Source organism: Pontibacter liquoris, assembly GCF_022758235.1.
Taxonomy (GTDB): Bacteria; Bacteroidota; Bacteroidia; order Cytophagales; family Hymenobacteraceae; genus Pontibacter; species Pontibacter liquoris.
On record NZ_JALEBG010000001.1, the window covers coordinates 62,127 to 88,957 of the forward strand.

Below are 26,831 nucleotides of genomic sequence, written 5' to 3' on the forward strand. Positions count from 1 at the left end.
GGACTGGGCACAGGCATAAAGGAGCATCAACCCAAATAGCAGGAGCGCTGCCAGCACATTTTTGACCGGGAAGTTCATACCTTTTTCATTGCGACCGGGAATTAAGTAAAACACTATAAGAAATAACTGCAAACGGGAAATTGGGATTTGATTTCAAGTAACTGTATATAAAGAAGTTGTGCTTGTAAAAAGGGTGCTTGAAACACATAGAGCAAGCAATTGCCGGGTGAGAATTTTATTTATGCCGCTAAACTCTTAAGTTAAGGCACTCAACTAAACAAACGATTTACTTTACCCTTATTTATGAGATCTGAGAAGCAGTTAGTGGTGGCGCTTGGCCTGGCGGTGCTGCTGGGCAGCAGCCCTGTGCTGGCACAGGAAAAGCCGCATGTTTTTAAAGGGGCCCGCATTATTCCCGTTTCCGGCGAGCCCATTGCACAGGGCGTACTGGTGGTGCAGCATGGCAAAATTACCGCCCTAGGGCCTGTTGGCAAAGTGAAGGTGCCCAAAGATGCCGTGGAGTTTGATATGACCGGCAAGGTGCTGATGCCCGGCCTGGTAGATACGCATTCGCACCTGGGCGAAGGCTCCGGTGGCGATGGGTCGGCGGCACTGCACCCCGATGTGCGGGTGATGGATGGCATCAACCCCATAAGCGATACCTTCAAGCGGGCGCTGGCCGGCGGCATTACCACCGTGAACGTGATGCCGGGCTCAGGCCATTTGATGAGCGGCCAGACAGTATACCTCAAAATGCGCGAAGGCAAGACCATCGAAGACCTGACCTTCTGCACCGATGTGACCAACGGCATCTGCGGCGGCATGAAAATGGCCAATGGTACCAACCCCATGCGGCCGGCTCCTTTCCCGGGCACCCGCGCCAAATCGGCGGCCATGGACCGCCAGCTGTTCCTGGACGCGCAGCAGTATCAGAAAAAAATAAAAGCCGCCAAAGGCAAAGCCGATAAAATGCCGGAACGCAAGCCGCAGCTCGACCCGATTGTAGAGATACTAGATGGCCGGCGCATTGTGCACTTCCACACCCACCGCTACGAAGATATTTTAACGGCCCTGCGCCTGCAAAAAGAGTTTGGCTTTAAGCTGGTGCTGCACCACGTGAGCGAAGCCTGGAAAGCGGTGGATGAGATTAAAGCAGCCGGTGTGCCTGCCTCCATCATCACCCTGGATTCGCCGGGCGGTAAGGTCGAAGCCGTGGGCATTCACAACTCCAATGGCGCCGTGCTGGAGCGGGCGGGCGTGCTGACAGCCTTCCATACAGACGATGGTATTACCGACTCCCGCCTGTTTATGCGCAACGTATCGCTGGCGGTGCGGGCCGGCATGAGCAAGGAAAAAGCGATTGAGGGTATTACGCTGGCCGGCGCCAAAATGCTGGAACTCGATGGCCGCGTAGGATCGCTGGAGAAAGGCAAAGATGCAGATTTTGTGGTGCTCAGCGGCGAGCCCTTCAGCGTGTACACGCACGTGGAGCAGACGTGGGTAGAGGGCAAAAAACGCTTTGACCTGGCCAACCCCGAGGATAAGAAGTTTGCCACTGGTGGCTATAATGCCTACAATGGTGCACTGGATTTCCACACCGATTAAATCTGACAAAGGACATTTTGACAAAGGATAAAAGACGTTCTGAAGCAAGCACCTTATACTTGGCGAGCAAAGCAGAACGCATCGCAATTAATTTGCCGCTTCTATCTGAAAAATCCTTTGTCTAGCAGTCCTATGTCTAACATCTAACATCCTGCAACTAACAGCTAAAACAGAGTCAACATGCATAAAAATATACAAAAGGCTTCTGCCATACTTGCCGCCGGGCTGGCCATACTTGGTGGGCAGCAGGCGCGCGCGCAGATCGCCATCAAAGGTGAAACCGTTTATACCATGGCAGGCGCGCCGGTTAAAAATGGTGTGGTGCTGATAAAAGACGGCAAAATTGAAGCCGTAGGCGCTAACCTGGCCGTGCCGCAAAACTACAAAGTATACCAGGCCAAAGTAGTCACGCCGGGGCTGGTGGATGCCCATACTTCGGTAGGGTTGGCCGGCATTTACAACATCCCGGCCGACCAGCAGCAGCTCGAAAAAACGGCGCCGTTGCAGCCCGAGCTTCGCGCCCTGGATGCTTACGACCCTAACGAGGAGCTCATCGACTGGGTGCGCCGCTATGGTGTTACCACCATCAACACGGGCCACGCGCCGGGCGCCCTGGCCAGCGGGCAAACCATGGTCATCAAAACATCCCCGCAGGGTTTTAGAACGCTAATGGATACCACCAGCATGGTTGCTTTTACGCTGGGATCTACCGTGGCGGAGAACTATAACTCGCCAAAGACCGCTGCCAAAGGACTGGCCATGTTGCGCTCCGAGCTGCAGGCGGCGCAGGTATACGGCAAGAAAATGGCCAATGCCGATGCCAGCAAGCGCCCGGACCGCAACCTGAAACTGGAATACCTGGCCGGTGTGCTCAGTGGCAAGTATAAGGCGCTTGTTACTGCCAACAAAGCCCAGGATATTATGGGCGCCCTGCGCCTGGCCAAAGAGTTTAACCTCAAAATGGTGCTGGATGGCGCTGCAGAAGCATACCTGCTGGTAGACGAGATAAAAGCGGCCGGTGTTCCCGTGATCATTCATCCCACTATGGCGCGCGCCAACGAAGACCTGAAGAACATGTCGTTCGAGACGGCGGGCGTGTTGGCAAAAGCCGGCATCCCGGTGGCTATCCAGAGTGGCTTTGAGGCCTATGTGCCACGCGCCCGCGTGATCCTTTTTGAGGCAAGCGTAGCTGTAGCCAACGGTATGAGCCCCGAGCAGGCCCTGGCCGCCATTACCTCCACCCCCGCCCGCATCATTGGGCAGGAGCAGCGGGTAGGCTCGCTCGAAAAGAACAAGGACGCCGACGTGGTGCTCTTCGATGGCGATCCGTTCGAGTACACCTCGCATGTATGCGCCGTGATCATCGATGGCCAGGTGGTCAGCAACGAGTGTATGTAAGCTGCTGTGGCAGCTATTGGTCTTGGCTACCAGTAGATTAGGGTAACTTTTTGAGGAAATGCAAGTATGGGAAGGAGTTCTGCGTCTGGAATGGCTGCTTGCCCGTTAAGTATAAGGATGGATCGCGTGGCAGCTTCCGGGAGTAGCTTATTTTAGCCGGTTTGCATCCCGGAGCCCACGCATCTTTCATCCCAAATACACGACCCATGACGTTCGATTCCATCGTTTCTCTACTTGCCGCCGATGCCGACAGCCTGCTGCAGCACGAAAGCAAAACCTTCTCCCGCGAGCTGTTGCACGTACCGGGACCTGACTTTGTGGAAAGGATCTTTGTGCCTTCTAACCGCAACCCGCAGGTGCTACGCAACCTGCAGCAGCTCTTCGACCACGGACGCCTCGGCGGAACGGGCTACCTGTCCATCCTGCCTGTAGACCAGGGCATCGAGCATACGGCGGGCGCCTCATTTGCGCCCAACCCGATCTATTTCGACCCGGAGAACATTATCCGGCTAGCCATGGAAGGCGGCTGCAATGCCGTGGCCACCACCTTTGGGAACCTGGCCATCTTGTCGCGGAAGTATGCGCACCGGATCCCTTTTGTGGTGAAGATCAACCACAACGAGCTGATGACCTTTCCCACCAAGTATAACCAGATCATGTTCGGTTCGGTGGAGGATGCCTGGAACCTGGGCGCTGCAGCGGTAGGTGCTACCATCTACTTTGGATCGGAAGAGTCGTCGCGCCAGATCGTGGAAGTGGCCCAGGCTTTTGAGCGGGCGCATGAGCTGGGCATGGCCACCATCCTGTGGTGCTACACCCGCAACAATGCCTTCAAAAAAGACGGCGTAGATTACCACGTCGCTGCCGACCTGACGGCGCAGGCCAACCACTTGGGCGTTACCATCCAGGCCGATATCATCAAGCAGAAACTGCCCGAAAACAACGGCGGCTTTAAAGCCATCGGTTTCGGAAAGACACATGAGAAGATGTATAGCGAGCTGGCCACCGATCACCCCATCGACCTGTGCCGCTACCAGGTAGCCAACTGCTATATGGGCCGCGCCGGCCTGATCAACTCCGGGGGCGAGTCGAAAGGGGAGTCGGACCTGGCCGATGCAGTGCGCACGGCAGTCATTAACAAACGGGCTGGTGGCATGGGGCTGATCTCGGGCCGCAAAGCGTTTCAGAAAGATATGAACGCTGGCGTGGCGCTGCTGCAGGCCATTCAGGATGTTTACCTGGCACGTGAGATTACACTGGCGTAATTTGTAGCACAACTGCAGATAATTACATATTTTTGTAGCCTGCCTTTTTTCCGGCACCTCTGCAGGCGCCCGGAAGGGGCAGGCTACCATTTTTATGCCTTGCTGCAAGGTATACTTGTAAACTTTAATGTGCGGTGAGCACGCTTTGAACTATGATGCCTTGGTTTAAAAGAGTAGAAAAAGGAATCCATACCCCAACCGAAGAGAAAAAAGAGACGCCCGACGGGTTGTGGTACAAGTGCCCGGCCTGCAAAACGGTGACCAGTATGGCCGAGCACCGCAAGAACCTGAGCACCTGCGTAAAGTGCGATTACCACGACCGCATCGGCTCCAAGGAATATTTCGCGATCTTGTTTGACGACAACACCTTTACAGAGCTGGATGAGAACCTGACCTCAGGCGATCCGCTGAACTTTGTAGATTCCAAGCCCTACCCGCAGCGTATAGCCGCCACCCAAAAAAGTACCGGTCTGAAAGACGCCGTGCGTTCGGGCTACGGCAAAATGAACGGGCAGGACATCACCATCGCCTGTATGGACTTTGCCTTTATCGGCGGCTCGATGGGCTCGGTGGTAGGCGAGAAGATTGCCCGCGCTGTGGACCATGCCCGTAAAACCCGTACGCCTTTCCTGATGATCTCCAAATCGGGTGGTGCCCGCATGATGGAAGCTGGTTTCTCGCTGATGCAAATGGCTAAAACCTCTGCCCGCCTGGCCTTGCTGGCCGAAGAGAAGCTGCCCTATATCTCGCTGCTCACCGATCCGACTACGGGCGGCGTAACGGCATCATATGCCATGCTGGGTGATTTTAACATTGCCGAGCCAGGCGCCCTGATCGGTTTTGCCGGCCCGCGCGTGATCAAGGAAACCATTGGCAAAGACCTGCCAAAAGGCTTCCAGAGCGCAGAGTTTGTGCTGGAGCACGGCTTCCTGGACTTTATTGTGGACCGCAAGGCCCTGAAGCAGAAACTAAGCGATTTGCTGGCCATGCTGCGCCCTGCAGATGCAGAGGCACCGGCAGAACCCAAGCTGAAAAACGGCAAAGTGGCAAACGCATCCTAACGTTGGCCTTACGCTAGTATAAAGAGCCGCCTTCTGGGTTATTCCGGAAGGCGGCTCTTTTGATACTGGCCAGCTACATTTTGGCAGTACTACCGCATCAAAAATATATTCTTAAAATATAGAAGCCTTGTTATATAAGTTTGGCATTAGTATTGCGTTAGGCATTGTAACGTATGGCAACATACCTAAAACAGCCCATTTAAAACAGTAAAACGATTCAACCTTTACCAAAGCAAGTATTATGAAACTTATCAAAATGTCCCTCAGCTCCCTGCTGGCAGTTACGCTGTTATTTTCTTCGTGCCAGTCGTCCAAGCCTGTGGCAGGCGTAGGAAACGACGGAACAGTAGTGAGCCAGCCAAAACCTGCCGAGAATGAAAAACCGGGCATGAAAAAAACAACCAAAGGCGGTATTATTGGTGCCGGTGGTGGTGCAGTGTTAGGTGGCCTTATCGGTAACAGATTGGGCAACACGGCAGCAGGCGCTATTATTGGGGCCGCCGTAGGAGGTGCCACAGGTGCCGTGATCGGCCGCCGCATGGACAAGCAGGCCGAAGAGCTGGAGAAAAGCATGGAGAATGCCAAAGTGGAGCGCGTAGGCGAGGCCATCCGGATCAACTTTGACTCCGGCATTTTATTCAAGACCAACTCTGCCGAACTGAGCGCTACAGCCAAACAGGACATTCAGAAGTTTGCCCAGACGCTGCAGAAGTATGAGGGCACCAATGTGATCATCGAAGGCCACACGGACAACACCGGTAGCTATGAGCTGAACCAGCGCCTGTCGGAGCGCCGTGCCGAGTCAGTGGCAGCCTATGCCCGCAGCCTGGGAGTGGATGGCTCGCGCCTGCAGGCCAAAGGCTACAGCTACGATCAGCCGATTGCAGATAACAATACCGTGGAAGGCCGTAGCCAGAACCGCCGCGTAGAGATCATCATTGTTGCCAACGAGGAGCTGAAGAACGCTGCTGAAAACGGCGAAGTAAAATAAATCACTTGCTGCCGCAGGGCAGCAGGAAAATAAATAAGCGCCTGCTCAAAGGCCGGGCAGGCGCTTTTTACAGCAAAGCGGCACGTGCGGCGGAACCCGCAAAATCTTTGCACGTTTAAGTATACAAAATAAGGTATATAATGTATTAAACATCAGCGGAATGGCCGTTGTGGGTTAACGCAAAGCGGCCAGGCACTGGGCAAAACAAGGGTGCAGAACCAAACTTTTACGCGTCTTTGGAGTATTATGCTCAGAATCTGACGGTTCTTTAACACTGACTTAACGAAACAATTATGAAAAATTTAAGAATTTATCTATCCATTATTGCCATACTAGGTATCTTTTTCACTTCGTGTACTAAAAACCAGACAGCCAACACCAGCACTACTGAAAGGAAAGGCATGAGCAAGACTGCCAAAGGTGGCATTATTGGTGCCGGCTCTGGTGCGGTAGTAGGGGGCGTTATTGGTAGAGTAGCAGGTAACACAGCTGCCGGTGCCATTATTGGTGCCGCTGTGGGTGGTACTGCCGGTGCTGTAATTGGCCGCCGTATGGACAAGCAGGCCGAAGAACTTCGCCGTGACCTGGAAGGCGCCCAAGTGGAGCGTGTAGGCGAAGGTATCAAGATCACGTTCAATTCCGGTATCCTGTTCCAGACCAGCTCTGCACAGTTGCAGCCAGCTGCCCAAACAGATATTGCGCAGCTTTCTGAAACACTGAAGAAATACCCGGATACCAACGTGCTGATCGAAGGCCACACCGATAATACCGGTTCCCGTGAGCTGAACCAGCGTCTTTCTGAGCAGCGTGCCCAGTCGGTAGCGGATTATGCCGCCTCTATGGGTGTAGATCGTAGCCGCATGACCACCAAAGGATATGCCTTTGACCAGCCGGTGGCAGACAATTCTACAGAAGCAGGCCGTCAGCAGAACCGCCGTGTAGAGATCGCTATCTATGCCAACGAAAAAATGAAGAAAGCTGCTGAGCGCGGTGATCTATAACCTGCATTTGTGATTAGTGAATAATTGGTGATTTTTTACAGCCGCATCCCCCTGAGGGTGCGGCTGTTTTTTTGAAAGCGCCTCCTGTTAACTCCGCACGTGCCATTTGCGTAAGCGGAGCAGTAACTTTAGGATAGAAGGGAAAATGAGAAGGCGATTAACAATAGTTTGGGGAATGCTTTTGCTGCTTGCTGCCAGCGCCTGCGACCGTGGGACAGCAGCTAAAACGGACAGTGAAGGGGTTGTAAGCCTGACTGCCGCAGGAAGTATAGCGGCGCAGGAACAGCAGGTGCAGCAAGCACTGCACCACGATGCCCGGCTTGCCCGTACCATGCCGCTCACTGAGTTTGCCCGCCATATGCATAGCCGGCAGGCCTATTATAAAAAGTTTGACGAGGTGAATTACGAGGATGACTTTGTGAAGATCGAACTGGCCGGCGAAGTGCTGAAAATAGAAACCCCCGAGGGCAAAGCAGAATTTCATAACGACAAATCAAAGATAAGGGCAAATAACTTCAAGCGGAAGCGGGAATACCGCTAAGCTGCCGTTAGCTTCCTGGCCCGGCAGGGTCGCACACTTGGCTAGTATAGCTTGAATTTCTTTCACAAGCCGCCGGCCCAGAACTACTGCCACTTAGGCTTGCTCTCTCCGGTGATGCAATAGGTATGTGGCCCCCATCGCCAGCAGGGCGCCTGCCAGCGCAAGAGCCATATCTTTCTGGGCATCCCAACTATCGCCCTGCATGCCCAGGTAAGCCATTCCCTGCTGTTTACCCCCAAATACCAGGTCTGCCACAAGCCACTCCACAATTTCATACAGGGCCCCCAAGGCCAGCGTTAGCTGCAGAGGCAAAAGGTAGCGCCAGGGCGAACTTGGTTTTAAGCCATGGCCAAGCACTTCCTGCATGGGGTACGCCAGCAGCAAGCCAAAGCTAAAATGCACAATCCTGTCGTAGGGGTTGCGTTGCAGGTGGTACGTTTGCTGCAGCCACTCTCCCAAGGGGTTTTGGGCATAGTTATACTGGCTGCCGTACACATGCAGGAGCAAAAACAGGAAAATAAGCGTATAACTGCTATCGGAGAGGCGGAAGATGTTGTAAAAAGCTGCCAGCAGGATCAGCACCGAGAGCGTCAGCGAGTTTTCGGTGGCCCAGTTCAGCAGGTCGGGCGTGGTAAGCCCGGTATAAAGCCAGAAAATCACAAAAACCCCGCCGTATACTTTGTGCAGCGTAGGTACCTTTGTTTTGGCAGCAGGCATCATGACCTTCATCATCGTGGGCGCAGCTTGTTTTAGTTCCGGAGCAGGAACAGGTTTAGATAAGACTTGTTTCAGCTGCCAGGCTTGTTTAAGATAGTTAGCTGAATTTAGAGGTTTCGCTTATTTCGACCAATGGCTTTTGAGGCCAGGTATACGGGCCATGCTCATGCCATCAGCTCCTGCTGAAAGTATACCAAGCGAATAGGATTATCGTCCGGATTCTGGGACGGATCGCAGTGATACCCGAATATGTCGACGCCATTCATATAAGGCAATAGCTTTTTGTAATAGGTATGGCTGGTGTTATCGGCATTAAAGGTAATGTCATGAAACACGCAGGTCTTCTTTTTGGGCATGCGGTTGAGTTTATCAAAAAGCGCTTCTGGCCTGCCCAGGTCGCCGGAATACGCAATGCGGTAATCGTTGTCGAATATATAAGCGTAGGTCTGGTAGCTTTCCGAGTGCTGGCCATAGGTATCCACGCACGTAATGCCCTCAAAATGCTCGATTGGTACAAAGTCAGCATACTTGTCAGGGTCTTTCAGCTGTATCTCCAGAAAAGTATAGAGCTTTTGCCTGAACTGTTCGGAAGGATAAATGAGCACAGGCCGGCGGCTCTTTTCTATAATGGCTTTGTGGAGCAGCAGGTTAGCCAGGCTGCCGCAATGGTCGTTGTGCAGGTGCGTGAGCAGGATGTGGTCTACCTGCTGTATCAGGTTTTTCCTGACCAGCTCCGGGTATACGGTAAACCCGCAGTCCAGCAGCAGGTGCATGTCTCCAAATGCTAAGAGCGCCGCCGAATTAAGATAGTCTGTGTCAAAAGCTCCGCCTGTTCCTAAAAATTTTATCTGCATACGTATACCCTGTCAAGCTGTGCTGGCAGGGCATAGGCACCCTGGCTACCACGTATAGCGAAAAATATTGCAAATAGTTGTCTGTTTAATGCTAGCTGATGCGCTAATAAAGCAAGTATAAATGCATGTAAAAACCAGGCGCAGGCAAACCCGGCAGCCGGGCGCTTTAACGCGCTTGCGGCACGTTCGTAAAGAAGAAAATCACCAAGAACCATTGCCGATGGATGCGCATGATCTGCCTGCCGAAGAAAAAATAAAGCTGACCCACGAGCTGCTGAACAAAGCCTATAAACGGCTGAAACTGGATAACCGGCGCGAGCCCATGCACGAGCTGATATCCACCATGCTCTCGCACCGCACCAACCACGTTGACGAGGAGAAAGCCTATTATACGATGCTGGAGCGGTTCGGGGATTGGGAAGGCGTGATGAACGCTGATTTTGATGCGTTGGCTGATGCCATTAAAACCACCCGCTACCCCGGCCAGAAAGTACCCCAGATACAGCAAACGTTGCGAATGATAAAAGAAAGGTGCGGCACGATCAATATCGATTTTCTGAAGGACATGCCTGTGGACGAGGCCATTGCCTGGCTCACCAGTTTGCCGGGCGTGGGCCTGAAAACAGCCACGCTGGTGTTGCTCTTTAACTTCCATAAGCCCGTAATGCCCGTCGATACGCACGTTTTTCGGGTAAGCCAGCGCGTAGGTATACTTGGGGCTAAAGTTACAGCCAACAAAGCCCACGAGGTGCTGCTGCACTTGCTGCCCCCGGACCCGGTAGAGCTCTTTAATTACCACATTCACCTGCTCTGGCATGGGCAGCGCATCTGCACGTTCTACAGCCCCAAGTGCGAAAAGTGCGTGCTCAGCAGCATCTGCAATTACTATGAGGACGTGCGCGAAAAAGGCGTGGACAAAGCAGCCTGAGCGGCGGAAAGATCAGCAACGATTTTATACTTGTAAAGCCAGCTGGCAAATATCCGTTTCTTCGCAGCCGTTACAGGCATCGCTTCCTGCGCTTGCTGCAACAAGCTAAAGTATACTTCAAGGCCCGAAGTATAAAGGAAGGATATTACCAGAACTAACAGAAGTATAAGCTTCAGGAAGTATGGAATTGGCGGTTGTTTACCACTTGGTCATCGGGTGGAAGGTTTTCCAGCTGTGCCAGTATTCCTGGTAGGCGGTTACGCTTTTCAGGTCCGGCTGAGCGGCATCCAGCGATTTTCCAAAAAACGAATAGCGGTTCCCCTGGCTGATGAGCGTGTCGTTTTGAAGGGTAAATGCCTGCTCCCTGTTTTCTCTCGCTAACACGACAAAGCTGCTTTTGTCTTCGGAAAGTATAACCGCAATGGGCTGGCCGTGCACCACATCGTAAATAATGCGCTCCTGCTGCAGCCTGTTCCAGTCGTACGATTTGCTGTCGTTGCCGAGAGATACGCCCACTACCCACGATTTTGGCTGCCACGAACTGGTGTCGCGGCGGGTTAACGTTCCTGTCAGCCTTCCTTTTTCGTAGGTTTTCAAACTATCATATTCTGCCTGAAATTTCTTGTCCGGTTGCATGATCAGGGTTTGCGGGTGCAGTTCCAGCCATTTGGTTAAGGTGGTTTGCATAGAGGGATATTCGGGCAACGTATGGCCGGCCAGTTTGCCTGCAACGGCCTGGCCGGTAGCCTGTCGCCACCACGAGCCGGTTGTTTCGTCCTCGAACATCGCATTGAAATGGTCCATACCTACTAACCTGAAATTTTCAGGCTTGCCGTTCACTACAGGCTCAAACACCCGGCCTGTTCGGCAAACGGTGCAATAAGTTACCATAACCGGCTTGCCCCCTATACTATCGCGCACCTGGTGGTGATAGCCCAGGTACTGAACGGGATACGCTTTTGCCTGCCCTTTGTAGGTTATCCCCAACACCAGCCGGTCTGGGGCAACCGTATTCTGCGCCGCATTTGTGAGCTGCAGTTTGGTAGGCTGGTAGAACATGGTATCGGCTGCCATTTTAAAGTTGGTACCGTAGGCGATCCCGATCACCAGTAAAAGGGCCGCATAAGGCAGCCAGCGGTTCCGGCGTAGCGCACTCCGCAGCCCCAATACCACCATGGCCACAAACAGCACCCGAAAGACCCAGCGCCACGTGTATAGGAAATAGGCCAGCCCGATGCTGTTTATTTCCTGGCTGCCCGGCATGGGCATGATGAAATAAACATTGGCAAGCTCGAACAGGAGCAGTCCGGCAATGCCCAGATAAAACAGTTTGGCTTTTCCTTTCATGGTTATAGCAGTAATGTCTTCCGTGTTCTGGCTTTAAATCAGCGGATGCCTGTGCCTCCTAAGATCGTCAGTTCCTGGCCTTTTTGGGGTTGCCCTGCCAGAATGGGAGTGGCCTGCCCGATCAGTTCTCTTACCCCGGCCACTTTCAGGGAATCGTCATGGTCTTCTTTGCTATCCCATACTTCGGTTACCCAAACGGCGTCCGGCTCGTTTTTATCTTCGCTGATCAGGTATACCTGACAGCCTTTTGCCGTGGAAACCAGCCGGGAGGCCTCCAGCAAGATGGATGCAAGCTTGTCCTTTTGACCGGCGGCAGCTGTTAGTTTTCCGTGAAGCCCGTATTTCTTTGTCATGCTTTTGTTGGTTAGGTGGGGATTGGGAGATAGCTGATTAGTAAGAGGCTTTGGCTAACGGACTTGGCCATAAGGCGGCGTAGCTGGCTTATGGGTGTGGTTAGCCATATTGCTCTTTTATCTTTGATGTTTTGGTAAACACTTATGCCATTTGATTAATTGGGATGCAGCTAAACTTAAAAACTTATTAAACTGACTTAATTCTTCTGCTTTGCATTCATTTCCTTCACTTTCGTAATTTGATTTTGCATGAACAATAGAATTTCTTGTTGAGTATAAAGATTGTGCTACTCTTGTTTTTAACTCTGTAAAATCCGTCTTTTTTCTAAGTGTCTTTGATAAATATGAAGGTAGTTCGCCTTTAATTATTTCTAAATCTATACATTTCTTGAATACTTCCTTCAGCATTCCTAAGTCATTACTTCTCTTATTATATTTCGTTACTAACTCAATAATTGATGTTAAATATTCTGAATCTGGGTCATTTACTTTAGGGTTGGAAAGTTTCTTAGCTAATTCTTCTTGTGTTTCCAGTTTAATGACAATAGGTCCAAAATATTCAAATACTTTATATAGTAACATCAATCTGATTTCTTCATTGTCTGTATGTTTAGAATTTAGATATAATTCAATTGCCTGTGTGTTATAATCGGGTAATTGATTTTCTGAAATCTTTCTTGCGATTACTTCTAATTGATTAAATTCTTTTTCTCTTGGAAAATCATTTATATTAAAAGATGGGCCTGGATGTGGATGATTATAATCAAGAAATTCAAATTTTAAATCATAAGTATTCTCAAGTTCAAACAAAAAGGAATTAATTATGTGATTACATTCTTCATCAATAGGATTTTTGTCACCAAAATTTATTTGAACGACTTGAGGATACTCTGACATAGGGGACATTCTCGAAGTCAGCTGCTTATCAATGATCGCAACCGAATGAATCAATGAAGAACTTTCAATACTTACTTTAATTTCATTGAGAGTTGTTTGAATTTTGTCCTTTGGTGGTTTGTATTTATAAGCAATTGCATTTTTATTTACTGGGTTGACAATTTGGAATGCGTATGACTTTGTTCTCAATCTACCTTTTCCTAATATTTTAACATTCTCTATCTCAGTTGCAGCTTCAATTACCTCATCAAAACCGTAATCTTTTCTTTCGTTTGTATAGATTCCTTGATAGTGATTAAATTTAACTTTCTCCTTTGTCTTATACTTTTCGAAATAAGGTTCTTCTCCTTTTGGATCCCAAATGAAGTAAATGCTTATATCATTTAGTTTGTCGATAGCTTCGTCAATAGTCATTATTTCTTTTTCATTATGCCTAACTATTGTATAACAGTAAACATACGTTTTCTGCAATATGTACGAAGGTGATCGTTTCTGTTAAAAAATAGAGGGAGAATAGCATAAGAACCGTTTTTGGGCGCAACGGCGATTCCCTTTCACAATATAGAAAAATCGTATATAATTGCAATACAAACCATTGTATTGCTGCCACTGTTGATGTTCTCACAATCAGTTCATACTCTAGCAAGAGCCATAAGAACTTAAATGCGGGCAAATAAGGAAATGCTACACAGTTTCTACTTCCGGTTAAGCAGCTGCTGTAGGTAGCTGTAGTTTATTTTTCAGGTGCCGGTTTCTGTATTGTTTGGATTTGCTTCCCGGTATAACTTCTCGCCTATTTTACCTTTATCTCCCAAAGCACGTCCTTTTATAAGCCAGGCTATTCCGAATACCAGCAGCGATAAACCTTCGAACAACAGTGTAGCGTATTTAAAACGGTGACAATGCGCCGAAATGGGCACCATAATGAGGAACAGAATAATAGAATATCCGCAGAAGCGGTAAATATTATTTTCGTTGATGATGCTCACAGGCGTGTTAACCTGATTTTCCTGCCCTATGGTAAAAACATTGATCGCTAAGATCGAGAATGTGCCAAACAATACGGCCGCAAAGCCATAATGCAGGTAGCCCAGGAACGCTGCGTCATACGGAATGATGGTGTACACTTTTTCGCTAGGGTGATTGGGGCTTGTTGGTATCAGGGCAACGCCGATCGCCATAAAACCGGCAATATTAGTCAGTAAGTTGTCATTTTTCCATATCGAAACATTTCCATGGCCTTTATACCGTATCAAAAATAAGCCAACGGCGCATAAGGTTCCGGTAAAGATCTCCCTCAGGTTGGTATAATAGTAATAACTGATAGAGGATTGTACCTGCGTTTTGAAGAAAGGGAACTGAGATAAAAGCACTAACATAACAGGCAGGCTTACTCCTAAATAGCCTATTGCTCTGCGTAGGCGCCGGTATGTATAAACATTAAAATTTTCCATGCTTTATCTGAAAGGGCGAATTCCACAGCACGTGTGTCCGGTTGCTGTTGCATGCCACGGCTTTTACCCGCTCTAGGTAGGAAGGCATTTCTCTTAAATAATAGCGGTAGCAGGCAGCACAACCGGTTTTGAGCGCAACAGCAATTCCCTTCTACAATATATTAAAATTGTATAGCACGGCCATACGAGGTGCTGGCTTTTCTAGGGGATAAGCAGATAATGCTCAATCATTAACAATAGGCCAGTTGCACGCCTATTTCATTCACATTCAGTTGTGCGGTGCGGCCGCAGATCATGGCCAGGTTCAGGGGCTCGTGCCCTACCGGAAAGCCAAAGCTGACTGGGTATCTATACTTGCCTGTGTGCTCCAGGATGATTTCGTAGGCTGTTTTGCCAAAGGGAATGGCATTGTCGTGCATGTCGCTCATGTCGCCGATGAGCAGGCCGGCCAGGTTGGCCAGTTTGCCGCTGCGGTCCAGGTGCACCATCATGCGGTCGATGTGGTAAAGGTATTCGTCCAGGTCTTCGAGGAACAGGATCTTGCCGTCGGTGCTGATATCGGAGCGGGTGCCGGTAAGCGTGAGCAGCATCGACAGGTTACCGCCCACCAGCTGGCCGGTAGCAATGCCGGTCCGGTTAAAGGCATGCGGCGCGGCCGTATAAATAAACTCCTCGCCAAACAATGCCCGGCGCAGCGTTTCGATGGAGGGGGCGGTACCTACTTTTGGAAAAAGCACCGGCATGATGGCATGTATACTTTCCAGCCCTAATGTATGAATGTGGCAATGCAGCGCCGTTACATCACTAAAACCCACCAGCCATTTGGGGTGCTGCTGAAACCTGCTGAAATCAACCTGGTCTACTATGCGGGTGGTGCCGTAGCCGCCGCGGGCGCAGACAATGGCTTTTATACTATCGTCGTCCAGCATATGCTGCAGGTCCTGCAGGCGCTGGGCATCGTCGCCGGCAAACTGGTTGTAGCTGGCCCCGATGGTATTTCCCAGCACCACCTCCAGGCCCCAGCTTTCAAAAGTGCTGATGGCAAGCGCTATTTCCGGTACAGTTATTTTGCGGGCAGGGGCGATAATGGCGATCTTGTCGCCGGGGCGTAAGGATGCAGGCATAGGATGGGTGTTTTATACTCTGAAAGCGAAGGTATGCTTTTTAGCCGACATGTGCCTGAAAAGCAAAAGTGCCTGCGTGGGTGTTACCCCAGGCAGGCGCCTGTTATTTTGTTTGGGCCGCTTACTTGCCAATTATTTTCAAGCCCAGGCTCAGCATGATCTGGCCGTTCTTGATATCATAGTTGCCATTTACGGCATCTTCGTAGCCGCTGTTCAGGGCCTGGTAACGCAGATCGGCTACCAGGTTGCCCACATCCACGCCAAGGCCGGCCTGCCAGCCCCATTCGGCATTGTTCATGTACTGGTCTATTTTATCGCCCTCAAACTTGCCGTTGAGCAGCACACTGGCCACTGGACCGGCATTTACGTGCACCACGTTAAACACCTTGTACCCCAGCAGCAGGGGCACGTCGAGCCGCGTAAATTTAAATTTTTCCACGTGCAGGTCGGTGGTGTTAGGATCGTTGCTATACTCTACCTTACCGCCGGTATAAGTAAAAAGTCCCTCGGGCTGCACAAAAAGATTACCCGCTGCCAGCCGCAGAAATGCCCCGGCATGATAGCCCGTGATGTTATCGCTTTCTTTAAACTGGGTTAAGTTGTTCTTTACATTTTCTACGTCCACGCTGGAGGAGCTAACGCCAGCCTTAATGCCCGCCGTAAAGATCTGTGCCTGCGCTGCCATACTGATGGCACAACAGGCAAGTATGGTTAAAAATAGATGCTTCATAACTGGTTTGTTTTAAATGACACTGCTTTCTCTTGTTGTATTTCAGAGATAACGACAAACAAATAGCCTTTTAGTACGCAGCAGCATAGATATAAGGTAAACGCAGGGTGCAGGCATAATTTCAGATACCGGGTGTGGTTTTGGGGATTTATGATCTGCGCCACGGAAAGGGCAGGGCATAAAGGAGCGATGAAATTCAGCAGATACCGCCTGATCCGAATAAATAAAGCAGGCCTTGCAACCTTCTTATTGAAAAAGGGTCCTATAACAAACCTCACTTTATAAGCTGATAGTATGAAACGACTCTTACGCGCATTCACCCTCCTTTTTGTCGTTGTTTTTGCAGCGGCCTGCAATGCTGATAAAGAAGAAGTAGCGCCTGTTACCTTTACAGGAACATGGCAGTTAGCTACTTATGAGCCAGGCTTAGTTGGAAGAGTCTATTCAGCAAACGAACTCACATACCAACAGTATTATACCCTGTCTGCCGACAGCACTTTCCGCAAATTCCGTTCTAGCGGCGAAGAAGCTACAGGTACGTTTACCAGGAAATACAGGGACGGTAAAAATTATATTGCGCTGGAATACCTGGATGTCAAAGAGCAGAAAGGCGGCTTTTCCATTGCCGCGAGTTGCTCTCCAAACCAAACCTATCTGTGCCTTAATCCTGACGGCACATTATCGGACAACAATCTTGCCTGTGATGTAGGCAATGATATTTACAAAAAAATAAAAGAAGTTAAGTAGCGCGACATACTAGCCTATAATCGCTGTTGCCTCTATCTCCACCAGTAGTTCCGGGTTGATCAGGGCGCTTACCTGGACCATGGTAGTGGCCGGTTTTATACTTTGAAAAACCTCGCCATGTGCACGGCCAACGGCTTCCCACTGGCTGATATCGGTCACAAAGATGCGGGTGCGGATCACGTCCTGCAGCGTAGCGCCGGCTTGTAGCAGGGCTTTTTCTATTTTCTGCAGGGCATACGTTGTCTGTGCGTAAGCATCTCCTTTGCCTATCACTTCATCGCCTTCGGTAGCTGTTGTGCCGGCCACCTCTACGATATTGCCTATGCGCACGGCGCGGCTGTAGCCCACCAGGTCTTCCCACACGGCCCCGGATGAAATGTTCTGTCGGATCATAAAGTTAGAAAGTTAGAAAGTTAACGCTCTTGCTGCGTGTTTTTGCTAGCAAGTCATTAGCTGTAGAAGTATAACTTGTTGGTTAGAGCATATACAAAGGCGAGCGCTTGATGGCTAGTTGCTGGTTGTTAATTGCTGATTCAGCTTTCAGGAGGCGCGAAAGCAAGTATAGCTGACGGAATGCACGACAAAAGCAGAGCAACAAAGTATAACACCCCCCTCTAACCATTCAACAAACAACAATTCAGCAATTCAACAATCAACCTACATTTCCGATTCTCAGGTCAAAACTCGTAATTCGTAATTCTTAATTCGTAATTACAAAAGATGCGCCTTCGGTCCAAACCTGTGCTTTGCAATTATTACGTTACCTACCGCTGTAACGCAAAGTGCTCGTTCTGCGACATCTGGGAGAAACCATCGCCTTATATTACGCCGGAAGATGTGCAGCAAAACCTGCGCGACCTGAAGCGGCTGGGCGTGCGGGTAATTGACTTTACTGGGGGCGAGCCCCTACTGCACCGCCAGATAGACCAGCTGCTGGGCATGGCCCACGACATGGGTTTTGTGACCACGCTTACCACAAATGGCATGCTGTACCCTAAACTAGCCGCAAGGCTGAAAGGCAAGGTAGACATGCTACACTTTTCGCTGGATGCTGCCGATAAGGAGCAGCATGATGCCGGGCGTGGCGTGGCGTGCTTTGATTTTGTGATGGAGTCGATTGAGGTGGCGAAAGCGTTGGGGGAGCGGCCCGATATCCTGTTCACCGTATTTAAAGACAACCTGCACCAACTGGAGGAGGTCTACCAGAAGATCATACTTCCAAACAAGCTGTTGCTGATTCTGAACCCGGCTTTTGCGTATAATGCCGTAGCTACCGGTGCGCAACTATCAGACGAGGAGCTAAGCTACATAACTGCTTTTGGCAGGCGCCGGCAGGTTTACCTCAACGAGGGCTTTATTGCGCTGCGCCGCGACGGAGGCAACCATGTGGCCAACCCGGTCTGTAAAGCAGCCAGCACCACGCTGGTCATTTCGCCGGAAAACGAGCTGGTGCTGCCCTGTTATCACCTGGGCACCAAAAGCTTTCCGATAAACGGCAACCTGTACGAAGCATACCAAAGCCAGGAAGTAACGGCGCTGAAGCAGCAGGAGGGACGGCTGCCAGCCTGCGAGGGTTGCACCATTAACTGCTACATGCAGCCCAGTTTTGCCGTGGAAGTGAACAAATACTTCTGGAAAGCCCTGCCCGGCACCCTGAAGTATAACTACCTGAAAGGCACCTGGAAACGCCTGCTGCCGTTTTAAGACGTTAGCTACTAGACATTAGGCACAAGACGCAGGACTTAAAAGATAATGCCAGCAAGGCTTTCACCTGGATATAGTTTGTAATTACATTCACTCATTCAAAATTCAGTTATTCAAAATTAAACCTATGCCACTTATACTTCCGGTAAAAGGCGTGAAGCCGCAGATGGGCCAGGATTGCTTTATTGCTGAAAATGCCACCATGGTAGGCGATGTGCAGCTGGGGAACGAATGTTCGGTGTGGTTCAATGCCGTGATCCGGGGCGATGTGAACAGCATCCGGATCGGGGACAAGACCAACATCCAGGACGGCGCTGTGATCCACTGCACCTTCGAAAAAGCTGCTACCACCGTTGGCAACAACGTTTCTATCGGCCACCGGGCCATTGTGCACGGCTGTACCGTAGCCGATAACGTGCTGATCGGGATGGGCGCCATTGTGATGGACCATGCCGTGGTGCAGCAGAACTGTATCATTGCCGCCGGCGCTATCGTGCTGGAGAATACTGTTTGCGAGTCGGGGTGGATCTATGCCGGCATCCCGGCTCGGAAAGTGAAACAGCTGAGCGCAGAGCAGGTGGCCGGCCTCGACAAAGTGGCCAACAATTACGTCATGTACAGCGGCTGGTTCACGGGCAAAGAATAAGCGCAAGAGAGGCTGGCACTGCGCCAGCCTCTCTTGCGCTTAACTTCCGGCCAGTGCCGGCAAGTATTAAAGCGGCCTTTTAGCTTTCAGTTGCTTCTGCGGCGTGGCGAACGGTGAGCAGCACCCACTCCACTTTGCGTTCCGAGCGTTCCACTACTTTTATCTCGTATTCGTTAAATAGGGCCGCTTCGCTGATGTCTTCTGGGATCTGGCCGTAGAGCACGTTGATCATGCCACCCACGGTTTCATAATCTTCGCCTTCGGGCAGCGGATAGGGCAGGAAATCGTTGGCATCGGAGATCGCAGCCGAGCCGCTGACCTTGTACGAATACTCGCCTATTTTTTCTACGATCGGCGGTTCCTCGTCATACTCGTCCTGTATCTCGCCCACCAGTTCTTCAATAATATCCTCGATGGTCACGATGCCCGATACCCCGCCAAATTCGTCGGTGGCTACGGCCATGTGCATGTGGCGGCGCTGAAACTGCTTGAGCAGGAGGTTGATCTTCTTGGTTTCCGGCACAAAATAAGCCGGGCGCATCAGCTGCTCGATCACGATGGGCTCGCCGAGGCGCATAATGCTTAAAATGTCTTTCACGTAAAGGATGCCTACTATATTGTCGATGTTGCCGTCGTAAACAGGCAGGCGCGAATATCCCTCCGTAAAGATCACTTCCATCAGATCCTGCTCGGCAATGTGCACATCAATGGCCACCATTTTGGTACGCGGCACCTGGATCTGCTTCACCATGCGCTCGTTAAACTGAAACACATTCTCGATCAGTTCGTGCTGCGAATCCTGGATAGCCCCGCTCTCCACACTTTGCTCAAAGAGCAGGCGCAGCTCTTCGGCCGAGTGCACTTCCGAACCGTGGGCAGGCGTTATTTTAGCCAGGCTCAATACGGCATTAGCCAGTCCGTTCAGCATCCAGATAAAGGGGCGGAAAAGCAGGTAAAAGAAGCGAAGCGGCACTGCCACGGCCAGCGCCGTGGACTCAGAGCGCTGAATAGCCAGGGATTTAGGCGCCAGCTCGCCAAAAACGATGTGTAGCACCGTAATAATCGCAAAAGAGATAGGCAACGCAATGCTGTGTGCCAGCTCCTCGCCGCCACTGTAGCCAAAGGCGTGCATGGCCTGAATTACGATCCGGGACACCACGCTCTCTCCGATCCAGCCCAGCCCCAGCGAGGCCAGCGTAATGCCCAGCTGCGTGGCCGAAAGGTAGGCGTCGAGGTGGACGAGCATGTGCTGCGCAATTTTTGCCATGGCGTTGCCGGTCTGGGCCCGCAACTCGATCTGGGAAGCCCGGACCTTCACAATGGCGAATTCGGCTGCCACAAAGAAGCCATTCAGAAGTACAAGAAATAAAGTCAGTAAAAGGTCTAAGGCCATAGTTTTTCCCAGGTGTGTTTACCTGCAAGGGTGTAAAGTTAACTAAAATACGTGCTTTTACAGTATGTAGTATACTTTGCCCCAGGCAGTTTAAAAGCATTAGCGCCAGGTAGCTGGTTCTGTTGCTCTTAAATATAGGCATTTTACGGATGCCCGTAGCGGCAGTGGGGTAAAAAACGAAAAGGTGCCGGATGGCACCTTTTGCGGTTAGATATTTCTTCAGAAGGTCGTTACCAAATGGATGGGCGCCACCTAGTAAGTGTTGAACAGTTCACGGGCATTATCCTGGGAAAGATGCGGCAAAAAAATTTGCTTTGCCTCCGACTCAGAAATCAGCCTGTAAATATTGCCTGAAGAAGTATCCAGGAAAGGATTGCAAAAAGAATAAATATACTCGCCTGCAAAAGTCTTATACACCACGTGAAAGTTATGCCGCTCGTCACGCATAAGCTGCACTGCTTTAAAGACTGAGGCAAACATTTTGCCGCATTCCGTTGTTAAGATAAGCGGTTCCTCGTGTGTGTAAAGGTTTTGTATCATACTATACTTATTCCCGTTTTTAATTTGATATTAATAAGACAAAAGCCGCCTGCTAAAGATTCCTGGTATGCTCCTGATTTATCTGATTGTCCGTAAACAGCTTTCTTTTAAGGGTGCAGCTAGCTCATTATCAGTTAAATGGAACGCTGTAGTGTGCAACCCTGTAATGTAGTGTGCTATAAATGAGAGTAGATACGGGAGATATTAAAGAAGGTATATGTTTTTATATAATAATTTTATTATGTTTATTTTTATTTGGACATAATTTATACAAAAAGAGCATCTACAATTGAAATTGAAGCCTCCTGAGAGGTCTGTTTCCTTCACTGGGCTACTTCTGGCCTGGATCGGGCAGGCGCAAAATTGTACTGCCTGCAGCACAAAATATTTTCAAAGGCAAGTAGGGCGAGGAGCATGTGGCGGCTTTCTGTAGCCGGCAGGCAGGCATGAAGCCTTTTAAAATGGCTGTCTGTCCGATAACCCGGATCTGAAATTGCCGGAGGCTGCCGTATGATGCCAAAATTCCATACTTTTGTAGTATAAATCAGTACAAAAGAACACTAACCGGCTGCGGCACATTGCCAGCGCGGGAAAGATAACGCAAACACCATGTACCCACACAACATAAGAAAGCCCTTGCTCACGCTGCTGCTGTTCTGGCTCACCGTGCTCGCAGCTCAGGCGCAGATCCTGAAGCCCGCCACCTGGAGCTATGATGTTTCTAAAAAGCAGGTGGCCGTAGGCGAGGAAGTGGAGCTCATCTTCAACGCCCGCATCGATAAGAACTGGTATCTGTACTCCTCCGACTTTGACCCGGAACTGGGCCCGATGGTGACCGAGTTCAAGTTTGCAAAAGACCCTTCGTATGAGTTGATAGGTAAGATCGTGCCTGTGCACCCGAAAAAGAAGTATGATGAGCTGTGGGAAGGAGAGTATACATACTTTACCGGCACGGGCCAGTTCAAGCAGAAGATCCGTGTGTTACAGCCTAACCTGCAGGTAAAAGGCACTTACGAGTACCAGGTATGCTCTGATGTGGATGGCAAGTGCATTCCTTTCGATGATGCCTTCACGTTTACAAACAAGCAGATTACCGTAACGGGCACTGCCGCTCAGCCAGCCACTACCACGCCGGCGGCAAGCCAGCCAGCGCCTGCAAAAAATACCCCCACAGAAGCCCCGCAGCAGGAGCAGCCTACTCAAGCCGCCGCCCAGCCCGACGCATCGGTTGCGGCGCCTGCCACAGCACAGGACACTGCTACGAGGCCTGTTGGCACAGTAGCAGCAGCACCTGCTGAAAACACGCCCCGGTCAGCAGTTGCCACTTCTGCCGCCGTTCCGGCAGCCAGCATAAACTCAGGCAGCTTGTGGGCCTTTATACTTGTAGCCTTTGGCTCGGGGCTGGTGGCGTTGCTTACGCCCTGTGTGTTTCCGATGGTCCCCATGACGGTGAGCTTTTTTACAGGCAGCAACTCCAGGGCGCAGGGCATTGTGAAGGCGCTGTTCTACGGGCTTTCCATCATCGCTATTTATACTATTATCGGTACCGTGGTGGCGCGCTTGTTCGGGGCCGATGGCGCCAATTTCCTCAGCACCCACTGGCTGCCCAACGTGCTGTTCTTTCTGGTGTTCGTTGTTTTTGCTATGTCCTTTTTCGGACTCTTCGAGATCACACTGCCAAGCTCTTTTTTGACTAAAGTGGATGCGCAGGCAGATAGAGGTGGCTGGGTTGGCATTTTCTTTATGGCCTTTACGCTGGTGCTGGTGTCTTTTTCCTGCACCGGCCCAATAGTGGGAAGTATACTTGTTGCCTCTGCCGGTGGCGAAACGCTGCGCCCGATAGCGGGCATGTTCGGCTTCTCACTGGCGTTTGCACTGCCCTTTACCTTGTTTGCGATCTTCCCCTCGTGGCTGAGCAGTTTGCCCAAATCCGGCGGCTGGCTTAATTCCGTGAAGGTAGTGCTGGGCTTTATTGAGCTGGCCCTGGCGCTTAAGTTTTTAAGTGTAGCCGACCAGGTCTACCATTGGCGCCTCCTGGACCGTGAAGTATACCTGGCTCTCTGGATCGTGATCTTTACGCTGATGGGCTTTTACCTGCTGGGCAAGCTCAAGTTCTCGCACGACTCCGAGCTGAAGTATATCGGCGTGCCGCGCCTGTTCCTGGCCATTGCTACCTTTGCCTTTGTGGTATACCTGGTGCCGGGCCTGTTCGGGGCGCCCCTCAAAGCCTTATCCGGTTACCTGCCGCCGCAGTCTACCCACGACTTTGACCTAAACCGCATTGCCCACCAGAATGCCGGCGGCGGGACAAGTATAGCCAGTGCCGGAGAGCTTTGTGCCACCCCCAAGTATGGCGACCTGTTTGAGTTGCCCCATGGCCTGAAAGGCTACTTTGACCTGGAGCAGGCAAAGAAATGCTCAGAGGAGCAGGGTAAGCCCATCTTTATCGATTTTACCGGCCACGGCTGCGTGAACTGCCGCGAAATGGAAGCCAACGTCTGGTCGGACCCGGCGGTGCTTCAGCGCCTGCGCGATAACTACATCATTGCAGCCCTGTATGTGGATGATAAAACCGAGCTGCCGCAAAGCGAACGCTACGTAAGCACCTACGATCAGAAAGAGAAAACCACGATCGGCAAGAAGTATGCGGATTATCAGATCACAAAGTTCAACGTGAACGCCCAGCCATACTATGTGCTGATGAATGCGCAGGAAGACGTGCTGGTAACGCCGATTGCCTACGACTTGAACGTCGAGAATTTTACTAAATTTCTGGATGCCGGCGTAGCTGCCTACAAAGCTAACCGGGAGGTAGCAGCGAAGTAAGGTTTCTAAGTATAAAAGGATAAAATCCCTGCTGTAGCTATTTTGCTGCGGCAGGGATTTTATGTTTAGGCAAGTATGCTCTACTGTGTTACTTTCGCGATAAGCTTAATTGCGAGACGCCCAGCTTACCCAAGTCTTTTATAAACAAACTGTCAAATTTCTCTGCCCCACTTTGGGCCAGGTGGTTTCGGTCTGAGAAATCTTCGGATGACACCAGCGAAAGCTCCTCCCGCTGATTGTAGTCTAGAAATGGAATCTTGTTTTCCTTGGCAATACGGGCTATCTTATTGGTGTAACTGTTGTAGTTGGTCACCTTGCGCTTATATTCTTTTGTAACCGGGGTCAACACAAAAATCAACTTTGTGTTGCTCGACTTACATAAAGCGATAATCTTTTTAAGATATTCTAACTGGAAATCATTCATATTCGCTTCCAGCGGTTTCATTTTTTGCAGGTCCTCGGCATCCAGTTTATTATTTGTTGCCAAAGATTTAGTAAACCCACCAGAGATGTATTCGGAATCTCTAAACTCTTTTTGCTTAACTTGATAAATAGGGGTGCGTAATCTTAAGATGGCATTCGCAGCTAAACTTCCAAATACTGTTCCGTTTTTCAAATCAAGAACCATCTCAAGCGTACTCTCATCGAAGTCCGAATTTGATAAAATATCGATTGAAGGTTCCACGCCATCATTCTTGGCTACACCCCAGTATAGGTCCAGCACTACATGCTTGGGCTTGCTGGTGGGCAAGTACTCCTTTAATAAATAATAAGAGTTGAAAAGCGTTTGAGCTGATGTGCCCAGGTTGAAAGCCTTTAACCCATTCTTTTCAAATATACGCACATCAAATCCTCTGTTTACCTGGGAAGACCCCACAAAAAGAATATCGACATCCGAAGCCTTTTCTGCCTCGTTCAGCCTTAGCAGGGTATAGCCTTGGCCACCTGAGGTGCTTAGCGCATTAGGTATCCAGCTGTTAAAGGTATGTGGCCCTATACTGTAACAGGCAAGTATAAAAGCAGCATAAAAGACAACAGTAGTAATAGCTACTGTTAACCCGCGTAAAAAGAATAACTTTTTCATCTTAGAACTGGAAATAAATAAATTCTGATTCAGAGAAACTACCGAAGAGCAAAATAGCAACAATCAAAGCGTTGTATATTGCTACGCGCACAGGAAAAGGATAGGAGGCTATACGTAGCCGCAGGCTTCCCTGCTGTTGTACAAGCTCTATAAGTATAAGCAGCACTACAACGCCAATGGCCAGGGTAAATATCTCTTTAGACTGCCCCAGATAAAGGAGCTGAAGCCTGATGCCATCCGGATTGGCCGCAATAGCCCGGGCGCCTTCCAGCAAGCCGCTAAACATATGCGAAGAAATATACCAGGCATCATGTATGGTGTTTGCTCTAAAGAATATCCAGGCAAAGCAGACCAGCACAAAGGTGGTACCCCATTGCAGGAACTTATGAAAGGCGGGGAACCTGTTTAACCCAACCAGATCGGCCATTTTATTGCGTGCATCGGCCGTTATGGTGCCAAATACCTGGTAGAAGCCATGCAAAGCTCCCCAGATAATGAATGTCCAACTGGCCCCATGCCACAAGCCGCTCACCAGAAACACGATAAAAAGGTTGTAATACCAGCGCCACTTCACTACACGGTTGCCTCCCAGCGGAATGTACAGGTAGTCGCGGAACCAGGTGGAAAGTGAAATATGCCAGCGGCCCCAGAACTCTTTAATAGAGGTGGAGAAATATGGCCTGCGGAAGTTTTCCATCAGGTTAAAGCCCATTACCTGCGCTGAACCAATGGCAATATCAGAGTAGCCCGAGAAATCGCAGTAAATCTGAATAGCAAAGAAGATAGTAGCAAGGATGAGCGGGATGCCCTCATAATCTGTCGGGTTGTTGTACACTTGGTTTACCATCACAGCCAGCCGGTCAGCAACCACTACTTTCTTAAATAAGCCCCAGGTCATTAATTTAAGGCCGTTAGCCGCATCGGCATAATTAAAATAATGCTTTCGGTGAAACTGGTGCAGCACGTTCTGAGGCCTTTCTATCGGGCCGGCCACCAGTTGGGGGTAAAACATGACGTAAAGCGCATAAATACCAAAATGGCGCTCTGCCTTCTGATTGCCTCTGTATACCTCAAACGTATAGCTCATGGCCTGAAACGTGTGGAAAGACAGACCGATGGGCAGGAGTATTGTCAGATAGGGGATAGGGTTGGTAACACCCATCACTTCTGCTAACGAGGTAATGTTGTCGTTGAAAAAGTTAAAATACTTAAACACGGCCAGTACCCCGATGTTAGCCACTAAGCTGGCCGTCAGATACCTTTTGCGTTGCTTTTGTGTCTTGCTCTGCTCTAGCAAGATGCCGGCATAATAGTCTATTACAATCGTGAAGAACAGGATCAGAATGTAGACCGGCTTGAAAAACATATAAAACACACAGCTGGCTGCAAGCAGCAAGGCCCACCGGAACCGATGCGGCAGCAGAAAGTAAAGTAGCGTGACTACCGGGAAAAAAATGAGGAACTCAAATGAATTAAACAGCATACAATAAGGGGTGAAACCGTTAATTTTTTTCTTCCTGAATGGAAACTCTAAATATGATGGCCTATATACTGCTTATAGTATATTTAGGTTTTAAGTTTATAAAAAAATAGCTATAGATTTAAATAAAAGCAAGAAGGGATTC

The 26,831-nt window shown here is 50.0% G+C and carries 25 protein-coding genes; 12 read left to right on the forward strand and 13 right to left on the reverse strand.

Annotated features, from left to right (window positions below):
- The first annotated feature begins 303 nt into the window (after positions 1 to 303).
- Positions 304 to 1,605, forward strand: coding sequence for an amidohydrolase family protein (locus LWL52_RS00220; protein WP_242916113.1), 1,302 nt, complete (start codon positions 304 to 306; stop codon positions 1,603 to 1,605).
- Positions 1,606 to 1,785: 180 nt separating this feature from the next.
- Positions 1,786 to 3,003, forward strand: coding sequence for an amidohydrolase family protein (locus LWL52_RS00225; RefSeq protein WP_242916114.1), 1,218 nt, complete (start codon positions 1,786 to 1,788; stop codon positions 3,001 to 3,003).
- 37 nt (positions 3,004 to 3,040) lie between these two features.
- Here the strand turns inward: LWL52_RS00225 and LWL52_RS00230 are convergent, their stop codons facing one another.
- Positions 3,041 to 3,226 carry a hypothetical protein gene (locus tag LWL52_RS00230; protein WP_242916115.1) on the reverse strand — a complete coding sequence of 62 codons (186 nt, stop codon included), beginning with the start codon at positions 3,224 to 3,226 and terminating at the stop codon, positions 3,041 to 3,043.
- On the opposite strand from LWL52_RS00230, the gene LWL52_RS00235 reads away from it, so the two are divergent.
- From LWL52_RS00235 to LWL52_RS00255, 5 genes are all read left to right on the forward strand, one after another.
- Positions 3,210 to 4,268: a class I fructose-bisphosphate aldolase gene (locus tag LWL52_RS00235; RefSeq protein ID WP_242916116.1), complete on the forward strand. Its 1,059-nt coding sequence runs from the start codon at positions 3,210 to 3,212 to the stop codon at positions 4,266 to 4,268. The genes LWL52_RS00230 and LWL52_RS00235 overlap by 17 nt on opposite strands.
- A 155-nt stretch (positions 4,269 to 4,423) precedes the next feature.
- Positions 4,424 to 5,329, forward strand: a complete 906-nt coding sequence (gene accD / locus LWL52_RS00240) for an acetyl-CoA carboxylase, carboxyltransferase subunit beta (protein ID WP_242920613.1) — start codon at positions 4,424 to 4,426, stop codon at positions 5,327 to 5,329.
- Positions 5,330 to 5,570: 241 nt separating this feature from the next.
- Positions 5,571 to 6,320: a YiaD family glycine zipper/OmpA-like lipoprotein gene (locus LWL52_RS00245; protein ID WP_242916117.1), complete on the forward strand. Its 750-nt coding sequence runs from the start codon at positions 5,571 to 5,573 to the stop codon at positions 6,318 to 6,320.
- Positions 6,321 to 6,613: 293 nt separating this feature from the next.
- The gene (locus LWL52_RS00250; protein WP_242916118.1) at positions 6,614 to 7,321 is read left to right on the forward strand and encodes a YiaD family glycine zipper/OmpA-like lipoprotein; all 708 of its coding nucleotides are present in this window, start codon (positions 6,614 to 6,616) and stop codon (positions 7,319 to 7,321) included.
- A 175-nt stretch (positions 7,322 to 7,496) separates the two neighbouring features.
- A complete protein-coding gene (locus LWL52_RS00255) occupies positions 7,497 to 7,862 on the forward strand; it encodes a hypothetical protein (protein ID WP_242916119.1) in 366 nt (121 codons plus the stop codon).
- A 93-nt stretch (positions 7,863 to 7,955) separates the two neighbouring features.
- Here LWL52_RS00255 and LWL52_RS00260 read toward each other — a convergent pair whose 3' ends face one another.
- On the reverse strand, positions 7,956 to 8,594 hold the full coding sequence (locus LWL52_RS00260; RefSeq protein WP_242916120.1) for a DUF2238 domain-containing protein: 639 nt from the start codon (positions 8,592 to 8,594) through the stop codon (positions 7,956 to 7,958).
- 149 nt (positions 8,595 to 8,743) lie between these two features.
- On the reverse strand, positions 8,744 to 9,433 hold the full coding sequence (locus tag LWL52_RS00265; RefSeq protein WP_242916121.1) for an MBL fold metallo-hydrolase: 690 nt from the start codon (positions 9,431 to 9,433) through the stop codon (positions 8,744 to 8,746).
- A gap of 220 nt (positions 9,434 to 9,653) precedes the next feature.
- On the opposite strand from LWL52_RS00265, the gene LWL52_RS00270 reads away from it, so the two are divergent.
- Entirely contained in the window at positions 9,654 to 10,361 is a 708-nt protein-coding gene (locus LWL52_RS00270) for an endonuclease III domain-containing protein (protein WP_242916122.1), read from the forward strand.
- A 198-nt stretch (positions 10,362 to 10,559) separates the two neighbouring features.
- Here LWL52_RS00270 and LWL52_RS00275 read toward each other — a convergent pair whose 3' ends face one another.
- The 6 genes from LWL52_RS00275 to LWL52_RS00300 all read right to left on the reverse strand — a co-directional run bounded on the left by LWL52_RS00275 (position 10,560) and on the right by LWL52_RS00300 (position 16,266).
- Positions 10,560 to 11,708, reverse strand: a complete 1,149-nt coding sequence (locus tag LWL52_RS00275) for a DUF3179 domain-containing (seleno)protein (protein ID WP_242916123.1) — start codon at positions 11,706 to 11,708, stop codon at positions 10,560 to 10,562.
- Positions 11,709 to 11,746: 38 nt separating this feature from the next.
- On the reverse strand, positions 11,747 to 12,061 hold the full coding sequence (locus LWL52_RS00280; RefSeq protein ID WP_242916124.1) for a putative quinol monooxygenase: 315 nt from the start codon (positions 12,059 to 12,061) through the stop codon (positions 11,747 to 11,749).
- Between the two features lie 117 nt (positions 12,062 to 12,178).
- Positions 12,179 to 13,372, reverse strand: a complete 1,194-nt coding sequence (locus tag LWL52_RS00285) for a hypothetical protein (RefSeq protein ID WP_242916125.1) — start codon at positions 13,370 to 13,372, stop codon at positions 12,179 to 12,181.
- A gap of 326 nt (positions 13,373 to 13,698) precedes the next feature.
- Complete coding sequence (locus LWL52_RS00290; protein ID WP_242916126.1) at positions 13,699 to 14,412, reverse strand: hypothetical protein; 714 nt, start codon at positions 14,410 to 14,412, stop codon at positions 13,699 to 13,701.
- Positions 14,413 to 14,642: 230 nt separating this feature from the next.
- A complete protein-coding gene (locus LWL52_RS00295; RefSeq protein ID WP_242916127.1) occupies positions 14,643 to 15,536 on the reverse strand; it encodes a S66 peptidase family protein in 894 nt (297 codons plus the stop codon).
- 121 nt (positions 15,537 to 15,657) lie between these two features.
- Positions 15,658 to 16,266 (reverse strand): porin family protein, encoded by a 609-nt coding sequence (locus LWL52_RS00300; protein WP_242916128.1) that lies wholly within the window; start codon positions 16,264 to 16,266, stop codon positions 15,658 to 15,660.
- Between the two features lie 294 nt (positions 16,267 to 16,560).
- On the opposite strand from LWL52_RS00300, the gene LWL52_RS00305 reads away from it, so the two are divergent.
- Positions 16,561 to 17,013, forward strand: coding sequence for a hypothetical protein (locus tag LWL52_RS00305; protein ID WP_242916129.1), 453 nt, complete (start codon positions 16,561 to 16,563; stop codon positions 17,011 to 17,013).
- A 9-nt stretch (positions 17,014 to 17,022) separates the two neighbouring features.
- Here the strand turns inward: LWL52_RS00305 and LWL52_RS00310 are convergent, their stop codons facing one another.
- On the reverse strand, positions 17,023 to 17,406 hold the full coding sequence (locus tag LWL52_RS00310; protein ID WP_242916130.1) for a RidA family protein: 384 nt from the start codon (positions 17,404 to 17,406) through the stop codon (positions 17,023 to 17,025).
- A gap of 327 nt (positions 17,407 to 17,733) precedes the next feature.
- On the opposite strand from LWL52_RS00310, the gene LWL52_RS00315 reads away from it, so the two are divergent.
- Both LWL52_RS00315 and LWL52_RS00320 read left to right on the forward strand, forming a co-directional pair.
- A complete protein-coding gene (locus LWL52_RS00315; protein ID WP_242916131.1) occupies positions 17,734 to 18,717 on the forward strand; it encodes a radical SAM protein in 984 nt (327 codons plus the stop codon).
- Positions 18,718 to 18,844: 127 nt separating this feature from the next.
- Positions 18,845 to 19,363: a gamma carbonic anhydrase family protein gene (locus tag LWL52_RS00320; protein ID WP_242916132.1), complete on the forward strand. Its 519-nt coding sequence runs from the start codon at positions 18,845 to 18,847 to the stop codon at positions 19,361 to 19,363.
- Between the two features lie 79 nt (positions 19,364 to 19,442).
- Here the strand turns inward: LWL52_RS00320 and LWL52_RS00325 are convergent, their stop codons facing one another.
- On the reverse strand, positions 19,443 to 20,756 hold the full coding sequence (locus tag LWL52_RS00325) for a hemolysin family protein (protein WP_242916133.1): 1,314 nt from the start codon (positions 20,754 to 20,756) through the stop codon (positions 19,443 to 19,445).
- Positions 20,757 to 21,905: 1,149 nt separating this feature from the next.
- Between LWL52_RS00325 and LWL52_RS00330 the strand changes: the two genes are divergently transcribed.
- Complete coding sequence (locus LWL52_RS00330; protein WP_242916134.1) at positions 21,906 to 24,122, forward strand: cytochrome c biogenesis protein CcdA; 2,217 nt, start codon at positions 21,906 to 21,908, stop codon at positions 24,120 to 24,122.
- 88 nt (positions 24,123 to 24,210) lie between these two features.
- Here the strand turns inward: LWL52_RS00330 and LWL52_RS00335 are convergent, their stop codons facing one another.
- Positions 24,211 to 25,206: a DUF1574 family protein gene (locus LWL52_RS00335; protein WP_242916135.1), complete on the reverse strand. Its 996-nt coding sequence runs from the start codon at positions 25,204 to 25,206 to the stop codon at positions 24,211 to 24,213.
- 1 nt (position 25,207) lies between these two features.
- Positions 25,208 to 26,689: an MBOAT family O-acyltransferase gene (locus LWL52_RS00340; protein ID WP_242916136.1), complete on the reverse strand. Its 1,482-nt coding sequence runs from the start codon at positions 26,687 to 26,689 to the stop codon at positions 25,208 to 25,210.
- Positions 26,690 to 26,831 lie beyond the last annotated feature (142 nt).